Annotated in this window: 22 protein-coding genes; 9 read left to right on the top strand and 13 right to left on the bottom strand. The window is 68.1% G+C overall.

Annotation, left to right across the window (positions count from 1 at the left end):
* Positions 1-25: 25 nt before the first annotated feature.
* Both ACM6LR_RS13690 and hppD read right to left on the bottom strand, forming a co-directional pair.
* Positions 26-565 (bottom strand): YbaB/EbfC family nucleoid-associated protein, encoded by a 540-nt coding sequence (locus ACM6LR_RS13690; RefSeq protein WP_414939873.1) that lies wholly within the window; start codon positions 563-565, stop codon positions 26-28.
* 280 nt (positions 566-845) lie between these two features.
* The gene (gene hppD / locus ACM6LR_RS13695) at positions 846-2,045 is read right to left on the bottom strand and encodes a 4-hydroxyphenylpyruvate dioxygenase (RefSeq protein ID WP_414939874.1); all 1,200 of its coding nucleotides are present in this window, start codon (positions 2,043-2,045) and stop codon (positions 846-848) included.
* Positions 2,046-2,168: 123 nt separating this feature from the next.
* On the opposite strand from hppD, the gene ACM6LR_RS13700 reads away from it, so the two are divergent.
* The gene (locus tag ACM6LR_RS13700; RefSeq protein ID WP_414939875.1) at positions 2,169-2,642 is read left to right on the top strand and encodes an Lrp/AsnC family transcriptional regulator; all 474 of its coding nucleotides are present in this window, start codon (positions 2,169-2,171) and stop codon (positions 2,640-2,642) included.
* Here the strand turns inward: ACM6LR_RS13700 and ACM6LR_RS13705 are convergent.
* The 3 genes from ACM6LR_RS13705 to ACM6LR_RS13715 all read right to left on the bottom strand — a co-directional run bounded on the left by ACM6LR_RS13705 (position 2,639) and on the right by ACM6LR_RS13715 (position 4,678).
* Positions 2,639-3,442 (bottom strand): MBL fold metallo-hydrolase, encoded by an 804-nt coding sequence (locus ACM6LR_RS13705; RefSeq protein ID WP_414943907.1) that lies wholly within the window; start codon positions 3,440-3,442, stop codon positions 2,639-2,641. The two genes, ACM6LR_RS13700 and ACM6LR_RS13705, sit on opposite strands and share 4 nt — an antisense overlap.
* Positions 3,443-3,522: 80 nt before the next feature.
* Positions 3,523-4,023: a transcription elongation factor GreA gene (greA, locus tag ACM6LR_RS13710; protein ID WP_414939877.1), complete on the bottom strand. Its 501-nt coding sequence runs from the start codon at positions 4,021-4,023 to the stop codon at positions 3,523-3,525.
* A 199-nt stretch (positions 4,024-4,222) separates the two neighbouring features.
* Entirely contained in the window at positions 4,223-4,678 is a 456-nt protein-coding gene (locus ACM6LR_RS13715; protein WP_414939878.1) for a DUF4307 domain-containing protein, read from the bottom strand.
* A 145-nt stretch (positions 4,679-4,823) separates the two neighbouring features.
* On the opposite strand from ACM6LR_RS13715, the gene mca reads away from it, so the two are divergent.
* Together mca and ACM6LR_RS13725 are read left to right on the top strand one after the other, a co-directional pair.
* Positions 4,824-5,723 (top strand): mycothiol conjugate amidase Mca, encoded by a 900-nt coding sequence (mca, locus tag ACM6LR_RS13720; protein ID WP_414943908.1) that lies wholly within the window; start codon positions 4,824-4,826, stop codon positions 5,721-5,723.
* Positions 5,724-6,065, top strand: coding sequence for a hypothetical protein (locus ACM6LR_RS13725; RefSeq protein WP_414939880.1), 342 nt, complete (start codon positions 5,724-5,726; stop codon positions 6,063-6,065).
* Positions 6,066-6,136: 71 nt separating this feature from the next.
* Here the strand turns inward: ACM6LR_RS13725 and ACM6LR_RS13730 are convergent, their stop codons facing one another.
* Together ACM6LR_RS13730 and ACM6LR_RS13735 are read right to left on the bottom strand one after the other, a co-directional pair.
* Positions 6,137-8,629, bottom strand: coding sequence for a polynucleotide kinase-phosphatase (locus tag ACM6LR_RS13730; RefSeq protein ID WP_414943909.1), 2,493 nt, complete (start codon positions 8,627-8,629; stop codon positions 6,137-6,139).
* On the bottom strand, positions 8,626-9,993 hold the full coding sequence (locus tag ACM6LR_RS13735; protein WP_414939882.1) for a 3' terminal RNA ribose 2'-O-methyltransferase Hen1: 1,368 nt from the start codon (positions 9,991-9,993) through the stop codon (positions 8,626-8,628). Before ACM6LR_RS13735 ends, ACM6LR_RS13730 begins: the two co-directional genes overlap by 4 nt.
* A 64-nt stretch (positions 9,994-10,057) precedes the next feature.
* Here ACM6LR_RS13735 and ACM6LR_RS13740 point away from each other — a divergent pair, with 64 nt between their 5' ends.
* Positions 10,058-12,070, top strand: a complete 2,013-nt coding sequence (locus tag ACM6LR_RS13740; RefSeq protein WP_414943910.1) for a thioredoxin domain-containing protein — start codon at positions 10,058-10,060, stop codon at positions 12,068-12,070.
* 113 nt (positions 12,071-12,183) lie between these two features.
* Here the strand turns inward: ACM6LR_RS13740 and ACM6LR_RS13745 are convergent, their stop codons facing one another.
* On the bottom strand, positions 12,184-12,645 hold the full coding sequence (locus ACM6LR_RS13745; RefSeq protein ID WP_414943911.1) for a hypothetical protein: 462 nt from the start codon (positions 12,643-12,645) through the stop codon (positions 12,184-12,186).
* A 181-nt stretch (positions 12,646-12,826) separates the two neighbouring features.
* Between ACM6LR_RS13745 and ACM6LR_RS13750 the strand changes: the two genes are divergently transcribed.
* From ACM6LR_RS13750 to ACM6LR_RS13760, 3 genes are all read left to right on the top strand, one after another.
* On the top strand, positions 12,827-13,387 hold the full coding sequence (locus tag ACM6LR_RS13750; RefSeq protein WP_414939913.1) for a hypothetical protein: 561 nt from the start codon (positions 12,827-12,829) through the stop codon (positions 13,385-13,387).
* Positions 13,388-13,763: 376 nt separating this feature from the next.
* Positions 13,764-14,018 (top strand): hypothetical protein, encoded by a 255-nt coding sequence (locus ACM6LR_RS13755; RefSeq protein ID WP_414943912.1) that lies wholly within the window; start codon positions 13,764-13,766, stop codon positions 14,016-14,018.
* 65 nt (positions 14,019-14,083) lie between these two features.
* Positions 14,084-15,979 (top strand): acyl-CoA dehydrogenase, encoded by a 1,896-nt coding sequence (locus ACM6LR_RS13760; RefSeq protein WP_414939886.1) that lies wholly within the window; start codon positions 14,084-14,086, stop codon positions 15,977-15,979.
* Here ACM6LR_RS13760 and ACM6LR_RS13765 read toward each other — a convergent pair.
* The 3 genes from ACM6LR_RS13765 to trhA all read right to left on the bottom strand — a co-directional run bounded on the left by ACM6LR_RS13765 (position 15,936) and on the right by trhA (position 18,183).
* On the bottom strand, positions 15,936-16,682 hold the full coding sequence (locus ACM6LR_RS13765) for a potassium channel family protein (RefSeq protein ID WP_414943913.1): 747 nt from the start codon (positions 16,680-16,682) through the stop codon (positions 15,936-15,938). The genes ACM6LR_RS13760 and ACM6LR_RS13765 overlap by 44 nt on opposite strands.
* Before the next feature lie 38 nt (positions 16,683-16,720).
* Entirely contained in the window at positions 16,721-17,215 is a 495-nt protein-coding gene (locus ACM6LR_RS13770) for a pyridoxamine 5'-phosphate oxidase family protein (protein WP_414943914.1), read from the bottom strand.
* A 326-nt stretch (positions 17,216-17,541) separates the two neighbouring features.
* Positions 17,542-18,183, bottom strand: coding sequence for a PAQR family membrane homeostasis protein TrhA (gene trhA / locus ACM6LR_RS13775; RefSeq protein WP_414939914.1), 642 nt, complete (start codon positions 18,181-18,183; stop codon positions 17,542-17,544).
* 131 nt (positions 18,184-18,314) lie between these two features.
* Here trhA and ACM6LR_RS13780 point away from each other — a divergent pair, with 131 nt between their 5' ends.
* Positions 18,315-19,091 carry an isoprenyl transferase gene (locus tag ACM6LR_RS13780; protein WP_414939890.1) on the top strand — a complete coding sequence of 259 codons (777 nt, stop codon included), beginning with the start codon at positions 18,315-18,317 and terminating at the stop codon, positions 19,089-19,091.
* A 60-nt stretch (positions 19,092-19,151) separates the two neighbouring features.
* On the opposite strand, the gene ACM6LR_RS13785 is transcribed toward ACM6LR_RS13780, so the two are convergent.
* Together ACM6LR_RS13785 and ACM6LR_RS13790 are read right to left on the bottom strand one after the other, a co-directional pair.
* Positions 19,152-19,343, bottom strand: coding sequence for a hypothetical protein (locus ACM6LR_RS13785; protein ID WP_414939891.1), 192 nt, complete (start codon positions 19,341-19,343; stop codon positions 19,152-19,154).
* A gap of 187 nt (positions 19,344-19,530) precedes the next feature.
* A complete protein-coding gene (locus ACM6LR_RS13790) occupies positions 19,531-19,812 on the bottom strand; it encodes a hypothetical protein (RefSeq protein ID WP_414939892.1) in 282 nt (93 codons plus the stop codon).
* A gap of 306 nt (positions 19,813-20,118) precedes the next feature.
* On the opposite strand from ACM6LR_RS13790, the gene ACM6LR_RS13795 reads away from it, so the two are divergent.
* Positions 20,119-21,405: a PhoH family protein gene (locus ACM6LR_RS13795; protein WP_414944031.1), complete on the top strand. Its 1,287-nt coding sequence runs from the start codon at positions 20,119-20,121 to the stop codon at positions 21,403-21,405.
* Positions 21,406-21,420: the final 15 nt, after the last annotated feature.

Below are 21,420 nucleotides of genomic sequence, written 5' to 3' on the forward strand. Positions count from 1 at the left end.
CCCCTCTACCAGGCCGGATGAACGTCTAAGAAAGGATGCTGCCGCCGAAGTCGTCATCGTCGTCCTGCGTGCGGCGCCGCCGCGGGATCGGCTTCGGCTGCGGCGGGTTCGCCTGCGCGGGCGGCGGGGGCTCTTCCTCGTCCGGGCCGAAGCGGTGGTGCCGCTCGGGCTCCGGCGGAGCGAGGTCCTCCTCCGGCGGAGCTTCCGGGAAGGTATTCTGCGCTTCCGCGATCACGCGGTTCGCCGTCTCGTCGGTAGTGCCGACCGTTTCGGCCATCGCCGCCTGCAGCAGTTCCGGGATCCGTGACTGCGCGAGCTGTACGAGCCGCATGACCTGCGACGAGACCTCGGCCATCCGCTTGCCGCTCGCGGCTTCGGCGATGACGAGGTTCGTGAGCAGGCCCTTCGAGTCGATCGTCACTTCGATGGTGTTGTCCTTCGACCGCTCGGTCACGGTCTGCCCCTGCACGCGGGCGGCCATCGCCTGATAGCGCGCGGCGGTCTCCTGGATCTGCTTCGTCCAGTTGTCCACCATCTGTTCGCTGGCGTCGACGTTGTCCGGCATCGGGACCCTTCCACAAGCTGCAAGCTGACGTCTTCACACTGACGGTCCGAAGACGGCTCCGGTTCCGGTGCGCTCGAAGTTTAGTTCTCGTCCGGTGTACCACCCCCGGCCGACAAAGTCGGTCCCATCACGCAGCGAAAGGGCCCTTCACCACACAAAGTGCGATGAAGAGCCCTTTCACGCCCTGCGAACTGCCGGGGTCAGAGGTTGCCTCGGCGCCGCGCCGATGGCGCCTCGCCGTTGAAGATTGCCTCGGCGCCGCGCTGATGGCGCCTCGCCGTTAGAGATTGCCCCGGCGCTCCTGCTCACGCTCGATGGCCTCGAACAGGGCCTTGAAGTTGCCCTTGCCGAAGCCGAGCGAGCCGTGCCGCTCGATGAGCTCGTAGAACACCGTCGGGCGGTCGCCGATCGGCTTGGTGAAGATCTGCAGCAGGTATCCGTCCTCGTCGCGGTCGACCAGGATGCGGTGCTCCTTGAGCTTCTCGATCGGCACCCGGACCTCGCCGATCCGCGCGCGCAGCGCCGGGTCGTCGTAGTAGGAGTCCGGGGTGTCGAGGAACTCGATGCCCGCCGCGCGCATCGCCTTCACCGTCGTGACGATGTCGTTGGTGGCCAGCGCGATGTGCTGGCAGCCCGCGCCGCCGTAGAACTCGAGGTACTCGTCGATCTGCGACTTCTTCTTCGCGACCGCCGGCTCGTTGAGCGGGAACTTGACGCGGTGGTTGCCGTTGGAGACGACCTTGCTCATCAGGGCCGAGTACTCGGTCGCGATGTCGTCGCCGACGAACTCCGCCATGTTCACGAAGCCCATGACACGGCGGTACCAGTCGACCCAGTAGTCCATCTTGCCGAGTTCGACGTTGCCGACACAGTGGTCCACGGCCTGGAACAGCCGCTTCGGCGCGCCTTCGGGGCGGACGACCTTGCTCTCACGCGGCTCGTAGCCGGGCAGATAGACGCCCGTGTACTTCGACCGGTCGATCAGCGTGTGGCGGGTCTCGCCGTAGGTCGCGATCGCGGCGATTCGCACGGTGCCGTGCTCGTCGGAGACGTCGTGCGGCTCTTCGAGGACGGTAGCGCCCTGCGCGCGGGCGTGGTCGATGCACCGGTCGACGTCGGCGACCTCGAGCGCGAGGTCGATGACGCCGTCGCCGTGGCGGCGGTGGTGTTCCAGCAGCGGGGAGTCGGGCCTGACGCCGCCGGTGATCACGAAACGGGCCGAACCGGACTTCAGCACGAACGACTTGCGTTCGAAGTTCCCGGTTTCGGGGCCGGAGTACGCGATGAGCCGCATCCCGAACGCGACCTGGTAGAACCAGGCCGTCTGCGTGGCGTTGCCCGCGATGAACACCACCGCGTCCATCGACTTCACCGGGAACGGGTCGGTCGAAGAGTCGTGGTCGACGAGCCCGACGAGCTGACGCAGCTGGTCATAGCTCACGTCGTCAAGAGCACCCTGGGGTTCCACTGTGTGCGTCATGCCAAGAAGCATCCGAGCACGTGACAAAATGTGCAATGGTCAAAGATTTTGCTGCACACTATGCCTAGCGAAGCCTGGGATGGCGCGGTCATAGTGGACAACCTGTGTAGGAGGTAGGGCGCGATGTCGGAAGTACTCGACGCGCTGGACGCGCGGCTGCTGCTGTTGCTCACCGACTCGCCGCGGCTCGGCGTGCTCGAATGCGCGCGCCGTCTCGGCGTCGCGCGGGGCACCGTTCAGGCCCGGCTGGACCGGCTGACCGAACGCGGCGTCCTCGGTGGCTTCCCGCCCGAACTCGACCTCGCGGCGATGGGATACGGCCTCACCGCGTTCGCCGTCCTGGAGATCGCCCAGGGCCGCCGGGCCGAGGTCGCGGAGGCGCTGACCGCGATCGACGAGGTGTGCGAGGTCTACGCGACGACAGGCCAGGGCGACCTCTTCGTGCGGATGGTGGCGCGCGACAACGACGATCTGCAGCGGGTGGTGGACGAGGTGGTCGGCGCGCCGTACGTGCGGCGGACGTCGACGTCGATCGCGTTGTCGACACCGGTTCCGCCGCGCGTCCGGCCGTTGCTGGAACGGCTGGCGAGGAGCTAGCGCAGCTGGTTCAGATACCGCGCGGCCGACCGCTGGACGGCCTCGTGCCCGTCGGTGCGGATGATCGCGTCCCACCAGGCGCCGTAGATCGCTGGGAACTCGTACGGTTCGAGCAGTTCGGCCGCGCGCCGGACGACCTCCGGGCGCTCCGGGATCAGGTTCGGGTAGCTGTACATCATGCCGACGAACCGGCGGTCCGGGATGACCTGCAGGATGTCGCCCGAGAGCACCGCGCCGAGGCCGTTCTCCCCACCGGGCCAGTGCAGCACCGTCCCACCGGCGAAATGCACACCGAGGTTGATCAGCCGCAGGTCGGGGGCGACGTCGAGGGTCACGCCATCCCACAGTTTGATCGCCGGATCCGGCCTGCCGATCCACTGCCGGTCGCTCTCGTGCAGGTAGATGGGCGCGTCGAAGGCGTGGGCCCACTCGACCATGGTGGTGTAGTAGTGCGGGTGGCTGATCGCGATGCCGGTGATCCCGCCGAGTTCGCGAACCCGCGCGACGAGGTCGTCGTCGATGAAGCCCGCGCAGTCCCACAGGAAGTTGCCGGAGTCGGCTCTGACCAGCAGTGCGCGCTCGCCGATGGCGAAGTTGGGGGTGGACCCGACTCCGATGAGACCGGGTCCCTGCTCCTCGACGCGAGCCGTGTACGTCCCGCTCGCGCGAACGGTGTCCAGATCGGTCCACCGCTGTCCGGCCTGCGGGATGTACTGACGTTCGTCTTCGCAGATCGGACAGTCGGACCGGGGTTCCGCGTACTGCGTGCCGCAGGCGACGCAGATCGGTAGCTCGCTCATCGTTTCCCTCCAGATTTCTCTGGAGGTCACGCTAACGGCTCATCCGCGTGCCCGGCCATATCGGCCGGGCACGCGGAGGCTCACTTGCCGGTGTAAGGCACGGCCTTGACGAGCGTCACCTTCTGGATGCTGCCGTTGGGCAGCTCGTACTCGCGGGTTTCGCCCTCTTTGGCGCCCAGCAGCGCCTTGCCGAGCGGGGACTCCGGCGAGTAGACGTCCAGGTTGCCCTCGGTGCCCTCCTCGCGGGTCGCCAAGAGGAAGTTCTCGTCCACGTCGTCACCGTCGTAGCGCACGGTGAGGACCTTGCCAGGGCCCGCGCTGCCGTCGTTGGCGGGCGCCTCGCCCACCTTGGCCGAGCGGAGGAGCTCCTGGAGGTGGCGGATGCGGGCCTCGTGCTGGCCCTGCTCTTCGCGGGCGGCGTGGTAACCGCCGTTCTCCTTGAGGTCGCCCTCTTCCCGGCTGTCGTTGATCTTCGCGGCGATGACCGGGCGGAGCTCGATGTAGTGGTCGAGTTCCTGCTTGAGCCTGTCGTAGGCATCCTGGGTCAGCCAGGTCACCTTTGTGTCGCTCACGGTCACCATCTCCTAGTAGGGCCTGCCAGGCTTGGGTGTACAAGCCGGCCACCAGACCGGCATGGCGCGCCGGCCTGGCTGAGATAAAGGAAAAACACGGCCCGTCTTGGGCCGTGCCGGTAGATCAGAGTAACACGGCGCGAGGCATCGCCGCCGGTCGAATTCGGTCGCGCCCCGGCGTTGGGCGCCCGTTTCACCCCGTTGGCCGCTATGGCCTTGACAGGTACCGTGGTACGTCGTAAGAGCATCCGAAGATATCAGCCGTGACCGGCTTTCCGATGCTCTTGATGGTGGTAGTCACCCGGCTGTTCTTCGAACCAGGCTGAAGCAGGACCTCTTTGCGTCCGCTTTCGGCCCCGGCCTTGTCGCGGACCCGGACGACGCACACTCCCGGACGGTTCACGTCGTCCCTGGTCACGTTGATCGTGATCTCCATCGCGTCGCCCGGCTTCTCAGCGAACAAGACGCGTTCGCCCTCGATGGGCGCGCTGCCGAAATTCGTGTACATCACGTAGGCGAGGCCGCCGCTGACCAGCAGTGCGATCAGCAGGTACACCAGCCGCCGCCAGCGGGCGGGCCGCGCGGCACGGGTCTTGCCGTACCGGCTCTCAAGCAGGTCCGTCCGGGTGCTTTCCGTGATGGAAGCATCCTGTCCCGTGCTCAACCCGGGCCTCCCGGTTGGTGTCGTCTTGCTGGCAGGGACAATGAGGTCAGATGCGAGTGGTCCCCCTCGAGTATCCGCGCCCGGTCGCGCGGGCCGTCAGGCAGGGTCGTGGGGGAATAGGGAACGAGAAGGGGACGTTCGGAGCATGGTGCTAGCCGATGAACCGCCGAAGTCACGCCTCCGCCTGATGGCGGTGCACGCGCACCCTGACGACGAGTCGAGCAAGGGCGCCGCCACGATGGCCAGGTACGCCGCCGAGGGGCACGAGGTCATGGTCGTGACCTGCACCGGTGGCGAAGCGGGCAGTGTGCTGAACCCGGCCATGGACCGTCCCGACGTGCTGGCCAACATGACCGAGGTCCGCCGGGAGGAGATGGCCCGCGCGGCCAAGATCCTCGGCGTGAGCCACGTGTGGCTCGGGTTCCTCGACTCGGGCCTGCCCGAGGGCGACCCGCTGCCCCCGGTCCCGGAGGGCTCGTTCGCGGTCGTCCCGCTCGAAGAGTCGACCGGTGCCCTGGTGAAGGTCATCCGCGAGTTCCGCCCGCACGTGATCGTCACCTACGACGAAAACGGCGGGTACCCGCACCCCGACCACATCCGGACGCACGAGATCTCGGTCGCGGCCTTCGACGCCGCCGGCGAGGCGGAGCACTACCCGGACGCGGGCGAGCCGTGGCAGCCGTTGAAGCTGTACTACGTGCACGGGTTCTCGCGCGCCAGGATGACCGTGTTCCACGAGGGCCTGCTCGAGCGCGGCCTGGAGTCGCCGTACGAAGAGTGGCTCAAGTCGTGGGACCCGGAGAAGGCCGACGTCATGGAGCGGGTGACCACCCGAGTCGAGTGCGGCGACTACTTCGAGCAGCGTGACGAGGCCCTCAAGGCGCACGCCACCCAGATCGACCCGAACAGCCGCTGGTTCGCCGTCCCGCGCGACCTGCAGCGCGAGGTCTGGCCGACCGAGGAGTACGAGCTGGTCCGCTCACTGGTGGACAGCACCCTGCCGGAGGACGATCTGTTCGCCGGTTTGACGGAGAGGGTGGGCTAGATGAGTTTCTCGGTGCCGGCGTTCGCCGTCGTCGGAGTGACGGTGTCGTCGCAGTTTCTGGCGCAGCAGCCCGGCAACGGCGACAACGGCGGCCAAGGTGAGGACTTCGGCAAGTCGTCGCCGGTGGGTTTCCTGATCCTGATCCTGTTCCTGATCGCCGTCGCGCTGCTGGTGCGGTCGATGACCAAACACTTGAAGCGGCTTCCGGAGAGCTTCGACGAGCCTGCCGCTTCGTCGGAGGCGTCGCCGGAGGCTTCGGCCGATGAGGCACCTGTGGTGAAGGCCGCGGCTGAGGAGCCTGTCGCGAAGGCCGCGGAGAAGCCGGCCGCCAAATCCGACTGAGCGTGTGATGAACGGGACTTTCATTGCAGAATTCGCGATGAAAGTCCCGTTCATCACAGTGTCGAAGCGGGTCAGAGGCGCGGGTCGACCGGATCCGACTCCAGGGCCAGTACGGCGAACACGCACTCGTGCACCCGCCACAGCGGTTCCCCGCGCGCCAGCCTCTCCAGCGCCTCCAGTCCCAGCGCGTACTCGCGCAGCGCGAGCGCCCGCTTCCGGTTCAGTCCGCGTTTGCGGAGCCGCGCGAGGTTCTCCGGCAGCGTGTAGTCCGGCCCGTAGATGATCCGCAAGTATTCGCGCCCGCGCACCTTCACTCCCGGCTGCACCAGCCCGCGCGTCCCGCGGGCCAGGTTCGCCGCCGGTTTGACGACCATCCCCTCGCCGCCCGCGCCGGTCAGTTCCAGCCACCATTCGACGCCGCGCGCCACCGACGCCGGGTCGGTGGTGTCGACCGACAGGGTCCGTGTACGCGTGAACAGGTCACCGGTGAGCCGGTCCAGCAGCGCGAGGTGCCAGTCGTGAGGCCGGTCATGGTACGACCGGCCTTCCGAGGCCAGTACCTGGAACGGCGCGATCCGGACGCCGTCGAGGCCGTCGGTCGGCCAGCAGTAACGCCGGTACGCCTGCCGGTAAGCGTCCACAGTGGACTCGCGGACACGTGTTCGCGAAAGCAGTTCGGACACGTCGATCCCGCGAGCGGCGGCGGCGTCCAGTGAGGCGACGGCGGCGGGCAGCACGGACTGCGCCGCCGCGCCGACGGCCGCGTACTGGCCCGAGATCAGTGATCCGGCCTTCGCGCTCCACGGCAGCAACTCCGCGTCCAGCAGCAGCCAACCGGTGTCCAGCTCGTCGAACAGCTCTGACGCGGCCTCGCGCACACCCGTGAGCAGCCGCGTGTTCTGCCCGGGAGTGAAGAACGGCCGCCCGGTGCGGGTGTACACCGCGCCGGGACCGCTGATCCCGAACCGCGCGGGAGCCACGTCGTCGTCACGGCACACGAGCACGATCGCCCGCGATCCCATGTGCTTCTCTTCGCACACGACGGATTGGACGCCCGACGTGCGGAACTCGGCGAAGGCCTCCTCGGGGTGTTCGAGGTAGTCCTCGGAGGCGGACGTCGAACACGGTGCCATGGTCGGCGGCAGGTACGGCAGCAGACGCGGGTCGACGGCGAACCGGCTCATCACCTCGAGTGCCGCCGCCGACTGCTCGGCGGAAACCCCGACCCGGCCGTGGTGGCGGGTCTGGATGATCCGTTTCCCGGTGACGTCGCCCAGTTCCAGCACCGCGGGCTCGCGTCCGTCCAGCGGCCGCTCCGGTTCGAGCGGGCGCGCCGGCTCGAACCAGACCTTTTTCGCCTTCACCGAGACGACTTCCCGTTCCGGGTAGCGCAGAGCGGTCAGCTTGCCGCCGAACACACAGCCGGTGTCGAGGCACATGGTCCCGTTGATCCACTCCGGTTCCAGCGTCGGCGTGTGTCCATAAAGGACCATCGCGGTACCTCGGTAGTCGCGCGCCCACGGCAGCCGCACCGGCAGGCCGTACTCGTCGGTCTCGCCGGTGGTGTCGCCGTAGAGCGCGGTGCTCCGCACCCGGCCCGACGCGCGTCCGTGGTACTTCTCGGGCAGGCCCGCGTGCGCGACGACGAGCTTGCCGCCGTCGAGGACGTAATGCGCGATGAGTCCTTCGCAGAAGGCGTGTGCCTTCGCGCGGAAGTCCTCGTCCTGTGCGGAAAGCTGCTCCAGTGACTCCGCGAGGCCGTGCGTCACCTGGACCTTGCGCCCGTTCAGGGCGCGGGTCAGTTTCTGTTCGTGGTTCCCGCAGACGACCAGCGCGTTGCCCGCTTCGGCCATCGCCATCACGCGGCGCAGCACCCCCGGTGTGTCGGGTCCGCGGTCGACGAGGTCGCCGACGAACAGCGCGGTGCGTCCTTCGGGATGCACGCCGTCGGCGTAACCCAGTTCGCTGAGCAGCTCCTCCAGTTCCTCGCGGCAGCCGTGGACGTCGCCGATGACGTCGAACGGCCCGGTCAGCTCGCGGCGGTCGTTGCGCAGCGGTTCGACGACGATCTCCGCTTCGGCGACCTCGCCTTCGCTCCGCAACACGTGGACGCGGCGGAAACCCTCGCGCTCCAACGACTTCAGCGAGCGGTGCAGTTCGCCACGCTGACGGCGGACGACGTGCTCGCCGAAGTCGCGGTCCGGCCGGGACTCGTTGCGTTCCTGGCAGAGCTTCAGCGGGAGATCGAGGACGATCGCGGTCGGCAGGACGTCGTACTCCTTCGCCAGCTTCAGCAGGCTCGCCCGGGAAGCGCGTTGGACGTTCGTCGCGTCGATCACGGTGACCTTGCCTGCTGCGAGCCGCTTCGCCGCGACGTAGTGGAGCACGTCGAAAGCGGCGGCCGACGCGCTCTGGTCGTTCTCGTCATCGGCCACCAAGCCGCGGAAGTAGTCGCTGGACAGCACCTGTGTCGGCGCGAAATGCGTCCGCGCGAAGGTCGACTTGCCGGAGCCGGAGGCCCCGGCGAGCACGACGAGGGACATGTCGGGAATGGTCAGTTTCATGCCAAGGCCTCCTTTCGAGACGTGAAGACCGCCATTTGGGTGGGCGGTCCTGATTCCTGGGACACCTGTCCCACTGGTAGCTGACGGACGTCGTAGCCGCGCCGGGCCGCGACGCCCTCCGCCCACGAACGGAACTGCTCCCGTGTCCACTCGAAACGGTGGTCGGCATGCCGGAACCGGCCTTCTTCGAGAAACTCGAAGTGCCGGTTGTACTCGGCGTTCGGCGTCGTGACGAGCACCGTCCGCGGTGCGGCGACGCCGAACACGGCGTGCTCCAGCGCGGGCAGGCGCTCCTCGTCGACGTGCTCGATCACCTCCATCAGCACCGCCGCGTCGTACCCGGCCAGCGACGGGTCCGCGTAGGTCAGCGCGGACTGCCGAAGGGTGATCCGAATCTTGTCCTCGAGCCGTTTGCCGGCGATGTCCAAAGCGCTCGCGGAAACGTCGACACCGACGATCTCGGTGAACGACGGTTCGTTCTGGAGCACCCGCAGCAGCGCGCCACCGCCGCAGCCGAGGTCCAGGACGCGCCGCGCGCCCGCCGCCCGAAGTGCCGCGAGCACGCTCCCGTGACGCTGGACGGCCAGCGGCTCTGGCCGGTCCGGCGGCTCCGTGACCCGCGCTTCGGCCTCGGACGGCACGTCCTCCGCCTCGGCCAGCCGGGCAAGCGCGTACGAGACGATCGGGCGGCGCCGTTCGAGGTACCGGTTGGTGATCAGGTCCCGTTCCGGATGGACGGCGAGCCAGCCCTCGCCTGCCCGCAGCAACTTGTCGGCTTCGTCCTGGCCGATCCAGTAGTGCTTGTCGCCGTCGAGAGCGGGCAGCAGGACGTACAGGTGGCGCAGCGCGTCGACGACCCGGTGCGTCCCGGTCAGCCTGAGATCGACGTAGCGAGAATCGCCCCACTGCGGGAAGTGCGGGTCGAGCGGGATGGTCTTCGTCTCGACCTGCCAGCCGAGCGGCTCGAAAAGCCTGTGGACGACCTCGGCGCCGCCTCGCGCGGTCAGCGACGGCATCCGGATCTCCAGCGGGAACGCCTCGTCCACCAGTTCCGGCCGGTTCGCGCACCGGCCGGACAGCGCCGTGGTGAAGACCGCCCGCAGTGCCACCGCCAAATACGAGCCACCCGCGTACGGCCGGTCGTTGACGTACTGGGTCAACGACGTCGCGCCGCCGCGCACGAGGTCGATCGGGTCGATCTCGACCAGCAGCGCGACCGTGCAGCGCTCTTCGGACGCCTCGGGGTAGAAGACGTGCGCCGTCCCGGCCGACAGCGTGAACGACTGCGCCTTCTCCGGATGCTTGTGCAGGAGAAAGCCCAGGTCGGTGGCGGGGTCGCGGGTGGTCGTCATGGTGAGGAGCACAGGGTGAGTGTCTCGCAGACGGCCGCCGCGGCGCGCGTGCTTTTGAGCATGCGACCCTGGAGGCATGTCGAATCGCCTGAAGGCCGCGACCAGCCCGTATCTGCTTCAGCACGCCGAGAACCCGGTGGACTGGTGGCCCTGGGGAGAAGAAGCGCTGGCCGAGGCGAAGCGGCGGAATGTGCCGATCCTGCTTTCGGTCGGCTACGCGGCCTGCCACTGGTGCCATGTCATGGCGCACGAGTCCTTCGAGGACGAAGCCACCGCGACGCTGATGAACGCGAACTTCGTCAACATCAAGGTCGACCGCGAAGAACGCCCGGACATCGACGCGGTGTACATGGCCGCCACGCAGGCGATGACCGGCCAGGGCGGTTGGCCGATGACGTGCTTCCTGACCCCGGAGGGGGAGCCGTTCCATTGCGGCACCTACTACCCGCCGTCGCCCCGGCACGGGATGCCGTCGTTCTCGCAGCTGATCGTCGCCGTCGCTGAGGCCTGGGGTGAACGTCCGGAGGAACTGCGCTCCGGCGCCCAGCAGATCATCGCTCACCTCACGGAGAAGAGCGGCCCGCTGCCCGAGTCCGTTGTGGACGGTGCCGCGCTGGACGGCGCGGTCTCGTCGTTGCGCGAGGAATACGACCCCGAGACCGGCGGATTCGGGGGAGCGCCGAAGTTCCCGCCGACGATGGCCTTGACCTTCCTTCTGCGCCACTACGAACGCACCGGCTCCGAGGACGCCCTCGCTCCGGTGAAGCACACAGCCGAAGCGATGGCACTCGGCGGGCTCGACGACCAGCTCGGGGGCGGGTTCGCGCGCTATTCGGTCGACGCGCGCTGGGAAGTGCCGCACTTCGAGAAGATGTTGTACGACAACGGTCTGCTCTTGCGCTTCTATGCTCAGTTCCATGGCGTGACCGGGCTCGGGTACGCGCGCCGGATTGTCGAGGAGACCGCGGAATTCCTGCTGCGCGACCTGGGGACGGCCGAAGGCGGGTTCGCCGCGTCGCTCGACGCGGACACCGACGGCGTCGAGGGGCTCACCTATGTCTGGACGCCCGCGCAGCTCGTCGAAGTGCTCGGAGAGGAAGACGGTGCGTGGGCGGCCGGGTTGTTCCAGGTGACCGAGCGAGGCAACTTCGAGCACGGCGCGTCGACGCTGCGGCTGCGTGAACCCCATCCCGAAGACGCGGAGCGCTACGAGCGGGTTCGCCGGGCACTGCTGACAGCGCGCGACGGACGCCCTCAGCCCGCCCGCGACGACAAGGTCATCGCCGCGTGGAACGGGCTCGCGATCGGCGCGCTCGCCAAGGCTGGCGCCCGGCTCGGCCGTCCACAGTGGATCGACGCGGCCGCCCGTGCGGCGGCTTTCCTGATGGACAACCACTTCGTGGACGGACGGTTGCGCCGGACCTCGCGCGACGGCGTCGTCGGCACGACCGCCGGAGTGCTGGAGGACTACTCGTGTCTCGCCGAAGGGTTGCTCGAACTCCACCAGGCGACCGGGGAACCGCGTTGGCTCGCCGACGCGATCACCTTGCTGGACCTCGCTTTGGCCCATTTCGGCATTCCGGACTCGCCGGGCGCCTACTACGACACGGCCGACGACGCGGAAGTCCTGGTGCAGCGGCCTTCCGATCCGACCGACAACGCGAGCCCGTCGGGGGCTTCGGCGCTGGCGAACGCGTTGCTGACCGCGTCCGTGCTGGCCGGGCACGACAAGGTGGGCAGCTACCGCGAGGCGGCCGAGCGGGCGCTGGCGCGGTCTGGACGGCTCGCCGCCCACGCGCCGCGGTTCGCCGGGCACTGGCTTTCGGTCGCCGAAGCCGCCGCCGCGGGGCCTGTCCAGGTCGCCGTGGTCGGACCGGACGCCGCTTCGCGTGAGGACCTGCTGGCCGCTGCCGTCGCGTCGCTGCCGGACGGCGCCGTCGTCGTGAGCGGGAACCCGGACGCCGACGGCGTGCCGCTGCTCGCCGACCGTCCGTTGGTCGAGGGAGCCGCCGCCGCGTACGTGTGCCGTGGGTACGTGTGCGAACGCCCGGTCACCCAAGCCGAAGAACTGCGCGCCCAGCTCGGCTGAGGGCCTTCACCGCGGCGATCACCGGCCTGACCGTGAGGCTCAGTGAGCCTTTGCATTCTGTCGCGGGGATCCCTTTCACGGACAACCGCCTCGGCCTGCACCGATGCAAGGGCTCACCAGTCCCACGCCATAGGGCGGAGGCCGAAGGCATCACCACCGGGCCGAGGCGTTCCCACCGGCTTTACCGCGACCTGCGGTCCCTTCGCCCTGGCCGCCGTCGACTTCGGCGGAACACCCGTCACCGTGAACATCCGGGTCGATTTGCGTCCGTCGGAGCAGGTGAGGGTCGCGACGTACTCGCCGGGCGTCTTCACCACATTCCCGAACCCGCCGTGCGTCCCGAAGTTCCCGCCGACGGTCCACTGGATCGGCGCGGCGAGGCCCGGCGACGTCACCGGGCCGCCCGGGAAGCAGCCGCCCGCCGCGGCCTTGGTCTCGGCGTAGATCTGTTCCCCGGATCCGAGTTCGCTCGGGCCGAGGTACCAGCTGGGATCGGTGGTCGCCGTGGCCGGCGCGATCACCGCCAGTTGAGCCGCTCCGAGCACGAAAGCGCCGATCATGACTTTCTTCAGCATGCCGTTCCCCTTCCCGATGACTACTGAAGGGAACACGTCCGCACAGGTCATCGGGTTGCCCTGGATTACGCCGGAGGAGAACACGACTGAATCTCGGTCGCCGCGAGCGTAGCGTCGGTAGCGTTGTAATCATGTAATCGCGGGAGCGAGCATGCGCACCTACTTCAGGACGGCGAGGCAGATGGGACGCGGTAACTGGAAAGGCCGGGGCGGCTGGCAGCAGGCGGAGATCCCGCCGGCGGACGACGCGGGCGCGTGGTTCGGCGGGCGGCTCCCGGAGGGCTGGTTCACCGGAGACCCCGAGGTCACGGTGGATCGCGAGGAGATCGTCATCGTCGGCGAACTCCAGCCGCTCACCGGCGAATACGCCGACGACGCCGCTCGCGCGGCGGCCGAGGACGGCCGGATCAGCCGGTTCCGCGAGGAGACCCGTGACGAGCGGATCGAGATCGCGCGCCAGGCCGAGCACCGGTATCAGCGCAAGGTCGCCTGGGGCGCGAGCCTCGGCGGCACGAGGCATCTGTTCACCACGCATTCGGCGCCGGTCATGACCAGGCTGCGGCAGCCGGAGCGCCTGGTCCTCGACACCCTCGTGGACGCCGGCGTCGCGCGGTCGCGGTCGGAGGCACTGGCCTGGGCGGTCCGGCTGGTCGGGGAACACGCGGACGCCTGGCTCGCCGAACTCCGGGAGGCGATGACCAAGGTCGACGATCTCCGCTCACAGGGACCGGACCTTTCCTGAAGCCGGGGTCCGGCCCCCGAGTCGGGTTTCCGCCGTCTTGAACGAAGTCCTCTTGCGAAAGAAGGCGTCATGGACGGCGGAATCGCCCAGCGGCGGCTGATCGCGGGCGGCCTGGCGGTGGCGGCGAGCCCCTGCTCGCGCCCACCGCCTCGGCGGCCCCGTGCACGGTCTCGATCCCGGTACTTCCCTGGCCCGCGGCCAACGACCTCGTCGCGCGGGCGAAACTCCCGGTCTTCCCGGACCGGACGTTCTCCGTGCTCGATTTCGAGACGGCCAACGCGCGCGGGGGCGGGCACGTCGTCGTGCCGAAGGGCACCTTCGTCACCGGCGCCGTGTACCTCTAGAGCGATGTGGACCTGCACCTCGCCGCTCGGTCGTGTACATCCTGCCGGGCTGCAACGGCCAAACCCGCGTGTACTACCCGCGGTTCGGCCCACTCACCATCGGCAACTCCTCCAGCACGAAGTGCGGGCAAGCGGCGTTCAACGTCCGAGGGTTGCCTAACTCACACGTCCGTGGCCTGCGGGTGAGTGACTGTTGCTTCGCAGGGGTCGCGAACACCGAGAACACCCTGGAACACGTCGATGACCTGCGGTTCGAGAACACGACGATCAACGGGAAACCGGTCTGATTCGTCCTGCGCTTCCCGATGCGGTGCGGCAGGCTGGGCGCAGACCGCACCGCATCGGAGGAATCGTGGCCACACCAGGACTTCCCGCGAAGATCGACCCGGACGCGCTCACCACCGTCCTCGATGGACGGTGGGCCGAACTGCGTCGCGCGGTGCGCGCGCAGATGGCGGCCGAGAGCTTCAAGGACCCCGTCGATCTCGACGTGGAAGCACATCGTGCCCAGGTCCTCGAATGGATGCGTCTGCTCGCCCGCACCGACCGGCCGGGGCTCGGCTTCGACCCGGCGCACGGCGGAGGCGGCGACGTCGGCGGATCGGTGATGTCGTTCGAGATGCTGGGGTTCGGCGACCTCTCGCTGATGGTCAAGGCCGGTGTCCAATGGGGCCTGTTCGGCGGCGCGGTGCAGTTGCTCGGCACCGAACGCCACCACGAGCGCTACCTGCGCGAGATCAAGGATCTGGACGTGCTGGGCTGCTTCGCGATGACCGAGCACGGCCACGGCTCGGACGTCCAGCATCTGCGGACCACCGCGACCTACGACCCGGCCACGCGCGAGTTCGTCGTGCACACGCCGGACCGGGGCGCGACGAAGGAGTACATCGGCAACGCCGCCCGTGACGGCGAACTCGCGGTCGTGTTCGCGCAGCTGATCACCGGTGGCGAGTCGCGTGGTGTGCACGCCTTCGTGGTGCCGATCCGCGGCGAGAACGTGAGCGGCGTCGAGATCGAGGACTGCGGGCGCAAGGCGGGCCTCAACGGCGTTGACAACGGGCGACTCACTTTCACCCAGGTGAGGGTTCCGCGCGAGGCGCTGCTCAACCGGTTCGGTGATGTCGCCGAGGACGGGACGTACACGAGTCCGATCGAAAGCGACGGCCGCCGGTTCTTCACCATGCTCGGCACGCTCATCCGCGGCCGGGTCAGCGTCGCGGGCAGCGCCGGCAGCGCGACGAAACGCGCGCTCGCGCTGGCCGTCCGGTACGGCGAGCGGCGGCGGCAGTTCGCGCGGCCCGACGGCGACGAGGTCGTGATCCTCGATTACCGCGCCCACCAGCGGAAACTGCTGCCCGCGCTGGCGACGTCGTACGCGCTGCACTTCGCGCAGGAAGCGCTCGTCGCGAAGCTTCACGACATCGCCGAGGACGCGCCGGAGGAGGAGCAGCGCGAGCTGGAATCGCGGGCCGCCGGGATCAAGGCGGTGTCCACCTGGCACGCGACGGCGACCATCCAGACCGCCCGCGAGGCGTGCGGCGGCTCCGGTTACCTCTCGGAGAACCTGCTCGCCGGGCTGAAGGCCGACACGGACGTCTTCACCACTTTCGAGGGTGACAACACCGTCCTGCTGCAACTGGTCGCGAAGGGGCTGCTGACCAGCTACAAGGACCAGTTCGAAGACCTCAGCCCGCTCGCGACCGCGCGGTTCGTGGCGGAGCAGTTCGTCGAGGCCGTGATCGAACGGACGTCCGCGCGCAAGGTCGTCGAGCGGCTCACCGACGCCGACGACAGCGACGTGCTGTACTCGCGTGAGTGGCATCTGAAGCTGTTCGAAGACCGCGAAGAGCACGTACTCGGCGGTGTCGCGCAGCGCCTGCGTAAGGCGAGTTCGGACCCCTCCGGCGTCTTCGGTGTCTTCAACGACGCGCAGGACCACGTGCTGCGCGCGGGGCGCGTGCACGTCGATCGGGTGGTGCTGGAAGCGTTCATCGACGCTATCGAACGCTGTGCCGACGCGGAGGCCCGTGAGCTGCTGGAGCGGGTCTGCGACCTTTACGCGCTCGCGAACATCGAGGCGGATCGGGGCTGGTTCCTCGAACACGGGCGGCTGGCCTCCGGGCGCTCGAAGGCCGTCACCGCCGCGGTGAACGCGCTGTGCGCCGACCTGCGCCCGCACGCGCGGACGCTCGTGGACGCCTTCGCTATCCCCGAGCAGTACCTAGCGGCTCCGATGCTGCGGGACTGACCCCGGCACGCTGCTCGGCGAGCTCGGCCCGCAACGCCTTGACTTCGCGGGTCAGCTCGTCGAGATGCTCACGGGTGACCGCCTGCGCGTTCTCGTCGGCCTCGGTCACCCGGCGGATCAGCCACGACGCCAGCGTCGCGGTGACCACACCGAGCAGGGCGATCCCGGCCACCATCAGCCCGACCGCGACGACGCGGCCGGTGCCACTGACGGGATAACGGTCGCCGTAGCCGACCGTGGTGATCGTCGTGATCGACCACCACACCGCGTCCGGGAAGTCGGTGATCGGCGCGTCCGGCGAGGCCCGTTCCGCGTCGAGCACGGCGAGTGCCGAACAGAACACGATGAGCGCCGTCGCGCCCACCGTGTAGACCACGACGCGGCCGCGCAGCGACAGGCCCGCGTTGCGGTTGAGGACGTTGAGCACCGTGACGAGCCGGAGCAGCCGCAGCTGCCGGATCAGCGGGAGCACGATGATCAACAGGTCGAAGATGTTGTTCTTCAGGAAGGCTCGTTTGTCCTCGGCGTGTCTGAGGCGGACGCCGTAGTCCAGGGCGAAGACCGCCCAAGAGACCCAGGTGACCACCTCGCACCAGACCTTGCCGGTATGCCCGAGCGAGGGTTGGACGATCGGCCACGCGTAGGCGGCCAGGAACAGTACGGCGGCGGCGTTGAGCGGCCACTCCATCCGCTTTTCCCACATCGGGCGTCTCCTCACCTGGCCTTTCCCAGGTGCGTACGTTAGGCGATGTCGAGGGCCGTTCCATAGAGTTTCCCGGTTCTGAGGGTGATGAAAAGCCTGCGCTCGCCCGGGTCCTCCTGTGTTCGAACGACTTCGGAGAGTTCCGCTTCTCCTTCCACGACCGCGAACTTCCAGTGGTCGGCGCTGGAGACGTAGAGGGACGCGTGTGGATTATTGCGGATCTGCTTGACCTTGAGGCGGTCTTCGGTCGTGCTGATCCGGATCTCGCGGGCCTCGGGATTCCAGTCGTAGACGACGGTGGAGAGATGCGGCCGGCCGTCGCGCTTGAGGGTCGCGAGGGCGCCGAAGGTGTGCTCGGCGAGGAAGTCGCTGAGGGCGGCGGCGTCGAGCGGGCGGGGAGGTGCGTTCTTGGCCATGGTGGCGATCATGGCTGCCGTGGTGGGGGCGCGGAAGAAGGCACTTTCTTGTGCCAGAGGGAACACGCGTGTGTCTCTCCTGGTCACCCGGCCGATCAGTTGACCCGCCTTGTCCACCCTGGCCCCCGAACACGTCCGGGGTGCCTTGGCAGACGCTGTACTACCAGGGGAACTACCCGCGTTTGCGGCGGGGAAGGCGCGATGGGATCCGCAATTGGACAGCCTGATGGCCGACTCGTTTGGAGGCTGGTGCCATGCCTGCTGGTCGCCACAGCTACGCCGAAACTCGTCGGAAGCTGAAAGCGCCGCTCGGGACCGCGGGAGTACGCGGAAGATTGGCGATTGCGGCTGCTGAACGCTCCGAACCACAACGGCAACTCGGAAGTGGTTCAGCTGATCAGCTCAAGTGACGACGATCAGCTACGTGACCGGCTGACCTGCGGCTAGGCGTACATCGCCAGCCAGATCGCGATATAGTGCGAAACAGCCGCCAGCACGGTGCAGGCGTGGAAGTATTCGTGGTACCCGAACGTATCCGGGAAGTGGTTCGGCCACTTCACCGCGTAGAACACCGCGCCCAAGGTGTAGAACAGCCCGCCGACGCAGAGCAGTACGAGCGCGGGGACGCCGGCGTGCGCGCCCAGTTCGGGCAGGACGAAGACGGCGACCCAGCCGAGTGCGATGTAGATCGGCACGCCCAGCCACCGTGGCGCGTTCGGCCACAGCATCTTCAGGGTGACGCCGCCGAGCGCGCCGCCCCATACGATCGCCAGCACGATGTACCCGGTCGGCTGGGACATCGCCAGAAGGGTGAACGGCGTGTAAGTGCCGGCGATGAACAGGAAGATCATCGAATGGTCGGCGCGCTTCATCCATTCGTATGCTCGTGGGCTCCAGAAGCGACGGTGGTAGAGCGCGCTGACGCCGAAGAGGCCGAGCACGGTCAGGCCGTAGATCGACGTGGCCAAAGTGGCCAAAGGCGACACAGTGGACGCCGCGAGACTGATGAGGGCCGCGGCTCCGGCGACAGCGCCGAAGAAGGACCAGAAGTGAAGATGTCCCCGCAGACGAGGACGGGTGTCCACCAAGGGCGTGGGGCCGGACGGCTCGGGTTCGGTCTCTACGCGCACTGTTTCAGGCTACGGCACCATAGGTTTTTTTCCAGTGTCCGTGGCGCGTCCCACTGAGGCTCGCGGGGTGACTACCCTCCACTGGCGTGAGTCTTCGGTCCTTCTTGTCAGACGTCGTGTACAGCGCCTACGGCAGGCGCCTGATCCAGCAGGCCAAGGGGCGTCATCCACGCCACATCGCCATCATGCTGGACGGCAATCGCCGCTGGGCGCGCGAAGCGGGCTTCACCGACGTCGCCGACGGCCATCGTGCCGGCGCCAAGAAGATCGCCGACTTCCTGAGCTGGTGCAACGAGGCCGACGTCGAGGTCGTCACCATGTGGCTGCTCTCGACCGACAACCTCGGCCGCGCGGTCGAGGAACTGAGCCCGCTGCTGAAGATCATCACCGACGTCACCGACGAGCTCGCCGCGCCGCACACGCCCTGGCGGCTCCGCATCGTGGGAGCCCTTGACCTACTGCCCCCTGAGGTCGCGAAGGCCCTCAGCGCGGCCGCGGAACGCACCGAAGGGCGCTCCGGGATGGAGGTCAACATCGCGGTCGGTTACGGAGGGCGTCAGGAGATCGCCGACGCGGTCCGCAAACTCCTGCTCCAGCACGCCGACGAGGGCACCTCGATCCGCGAGCTCGCGAAGATCCTGGACGTCGACCACATTTCCGAACATATGTACACCTCGGGCCAGCCGGATCCGGATCTGATTATCCGTACCTCGGGTGAGCAGCGGCTTTCCGGTTTTCTGCTCTGGCAATCGGCGCATTCGGAATTCTGGTTCACCGAAGCGTATTGGCCCGCGTTCCGCCGGGTCGATTTTCTCCGCGCGATGCGTGATTACGCCTGGCGGCACCGGCGCTTCGGTTCCTGACCCGAACAGACGAAGGCCCCGGAGTGCGCACTCCGGGGCCTTCGGTGTCCACGCTGAAGATCAGTGGTTGTGGTGCTCCAGCGAGTGACGGATCGACGCTGGTGTGGTAGCAATGCCCGTGTAGGCACCTGCGACCAGCGAAGCGGCGCCATAGCCCAGTGCGCCACCGCCCTCGATGAACGTCGCATACGCGTCGCCGAACGTACCGGTGGTGTCACCAGTGGCGGCGAACGCGGTCCCGCCGACCGTCATGACGCCCGCGGCGACGGCGGAAAACGAAACCAGCCTCCTTCAGCACTTCGCACACTCCTTGGTGGAGATTATTCAGGTTCGGGGGCACCAAAATCCGGTGGGGGTGTCCCGCGGTGAGCAAATTACTCGCTATCCAGAACTTGTGACCGTCTCGTACGCCCATTGTGTGAGCGCGAAATGACCCTCTTCACTCGGTACGGTTCTTTATCTCGGTCACAAAGCGCGCTCCGCTGTCGAACGTGGTAAAACCCCGAGTTCGATCAGGCGAACGCCCTCTGTCGCGTTGATCCATCCGGGTCACGTCGACGGGCGTCCCCGAAGGGTGATCATTACTACCTACCGTGATGGTGACGAAGCGTTGATGTCGTGCGACCGACAGTGAGATGACGGTTTGGCGAATCACCGTGGTGGCTGCCTGCGCGATCGCCCGGACGCCGGTACCTTCCGGAAGTGAGGGTTCGCGTCCCATGCGGACTCTCACGGGAGGCCCTGGTCGTGGCAGTTGTCGACAGGGCGGCACAGCCGCCCAGTGGATGCGCGAGGGGGCCGGCACCCGGCCCTCGTGGCCGCGCCGTCTGACGCGGAAAGCGTCGGAAGGAGCGGTTGGCCAGGGAAGTGCCCGGCCCAGCGAGTGCGGGCGTGGTGCCACGCCCACGAGGGAGATGCCGTCGTGACTGCGCAGCGTTCACCCCGCAAGGCCTCTGGCCGTTCTTCGACCGGTGCCCCTGGCCCGGAGAAAGCCTCGATCTCGCCCGAATCCCAGCGGTCCACTTACGTGCTCGACACGTCGGTCCTGCTCTCCGACCCCTGGTCGGTGACCCGGTTCGCCGAACACGCGGTCGTGCTCCCGCTGGTCGTCATCAGTGAACTGGAGGCGAAACGCCACCATCCCGAACTGGGCTGGTTCGCGCGCGAAGCGCTTCGTATGCTCGACGACCTGCGTCGTCAGCACGGGAGGCTCGACGCGCCGATCCCGATCGGTGAGCACGGCGGCACCCTGCAGGTGGAGTTGAACCACTCGGACCCCACGGTGCTCCCGGCCGGTTTCCGCACCGACTCCAACGACCACCGCATCCTCGCCTGCGCGCTTAACCTGGCGGCGGAACGCGCGTCGGTCACGCTGGTGACCAAGGACATCCCCCTGCGTGTCAAAGCGGGCGCCGTCGGCCTCGAGGCCGACGAGTACCGCGCGCAGGAGGTGACGCCCTCGGGCTGGACGGGAATGGCGGATGTGGACGTCCCGCAGACCCTGGTCGACGCGCTGTTCAGCGGGTCTTCCGTCGATCCGGCGGAGTTCGGGATGCCCGAGGTCGGTGAGCTGCCCTGCCACACCGGTCTGAGGCTGCTCGCTGGCAGTTCGAGCGCGCTGGGCCGGGTCACCGCGGACAAGCGGATCCGGCTCGTGCGGGGTGACAAGGAGGCGTTCGGCCTGCACGGCCGCTCGGCCGAACAGCGGGTGGCGCTGGATCTCCTGCTCGACTCCGACGTCGGCATCGTCTCGCTGGGCGGACGCGCCGGTACCGGTAAGTCGGCGCTCGCGCTCTGCGCGGGGCTGGAGTCGGTGATGGAACGCCGCCAGCACCGCAAGGTCGTGGTGTTCCGGCCGGTGTACGCGGTCGGCGGCCAGGAACTGGGCTACCTGCCCGGTTCCGAGAGCGAGAAGATGCAGCCGTGGGCGCAGGCGGTGTTCGACACCCTCGGCGGGCTGGTCAGTCAGGACGTCCTCGACGAGGTCTTCGACCGCGGCATGCTCGAGGTGCTCCCGCTGACCCACATCCGCGGCCGGTCGCTGCACGACACGTTCGTCATCGTCGACGAGGCGCAGTCCTTGGAGCGCAACGTGCTTTTGACCGTGCTTTCGCGACTCGGCACGGCTTCGCGGGTCGTGCTCACCCATGACGTCGCGCAGCGCGACAACCTGCGGGTCGGGCGGCACGACGGCGTTTCGGCGGTGATCGAGAAGCTCAAGGGTCACCCGCTGTTCGCGCACGTAACGCTGACCCGTTCCGAACGTTCGCCGATCGCGGCGCTGGTCACCGAGATGCTGGAGGACCACGGATAGCCGAGCCGGGGAGTC

The organism is Amycolatopsis sp. cmx-11-32 (genome assembly GCF_047608695.1).
GTDB lineage: Bacteria > Actinomycetota > Actinomycetes > Mycobacteriales > Pseudonocardiaceae > Amycolatopsis.

Bases quoted from the DNA above. Each gene is read 5' to 3' on its own strand.
- ACM6LR_RS13690 (WP_414939873.1), bottom strand. From the start codon at position 565: ATGCCGGACAACGTCGACGCCAGCGAACAGATGGTGGACAACTGGACG.
- hppD (WP_414939874.1), bottom strand. From the start codon at position 2,045: ATGACGCACACAGTGGAACCCCAGGGTGCTCTTGACGACGTGAGCTAT.
- ACM6LR_RS13700 (WP_414939875.1), top strand. From the start codon at position 2,169: ATGTCGGAAGTACTCGACGCGCTGGACGCGCGGCTGCTGCTGTTGCTC.
- ACM6LR_RS13705 (WP_414943907.1), bottom strand. From the start codon at position 3,442: ATGAGCGAGCTACCGATCTGCGTCGCCTGCGGCACGCAGTACGCGGAA.
- greA (WP_414939877.1), bottom strand. From the start codon at position 4,023: ATGGTGACCGTGAGCGACACAAAGGTGACCTGGCTGACCCAGGATGCC.
- mca (WP_414943908.1), top strand. From the start codon at position 4,824: ATGGTGCTAGCCGATGAACCGCCGAAGTCACGCCTCCGCCTGATGGCG.
- ACM6LR_RS13725 (WP_414939880.1), top strand. From the start codon at position 5,724: ATGAGTTTCTCGGTGCCGGCGTTCGCCGTCGTCGGAGTGACGGTGTCG.
- ACM6LR_RS13730 (WP_414943909.1), bottom strand. From the start codon at position 8,629: ATGAAACTGACCATTCCCGACATGTCCCTCGTCGTGCTCGCCGGGGCC.
- ACM6LR_RS13740 (WP_414943910.1), top strand. From the start codon at position 10,058: ATGTCGAATCGCCTGAAGGCCGCGACCAGCCCGTATCTGCTTCAGCAC.
- ACM6LR_RS13745 (WP_414943911.1), bottom strand. From the start codon at position 12,645: ATGCTGAAGAAAGTCATGATCGGCGCTTTCGTGCTCGGAGCGGCTCAA.
- ACM6LR_RS13750 (WP_414939913.1), top strand. From the start codon at position 12,827: ATGGGACGCGGTAACTGGAAAGGCCGGGGCGGCTGGCAGCAGGCGGAG.
- ACM6LR_RS13765 (WP_414943913.1), bottom strand. From the start codon at position 16,682: ATGTGGGAAAAGCGGATGGAGTGGCCGCTCAACGCCGCCGCCGTACTG.
- ACM6LR_RS13785 (WP_414939891.1), bottom strand. From the start codon at position 19,343: ATGACGGTCGGCGGGACCGCGTTCGCCGCCACTGGTGACACCACCGGT.
- ACM6LR_RS13790 (WP_414939892.1), bottom strand. From the start codon at position 19,812: ATGGGACGCGAACCCTCACTTCCGGAAGGTACCGGCGTCCGGGCGATC.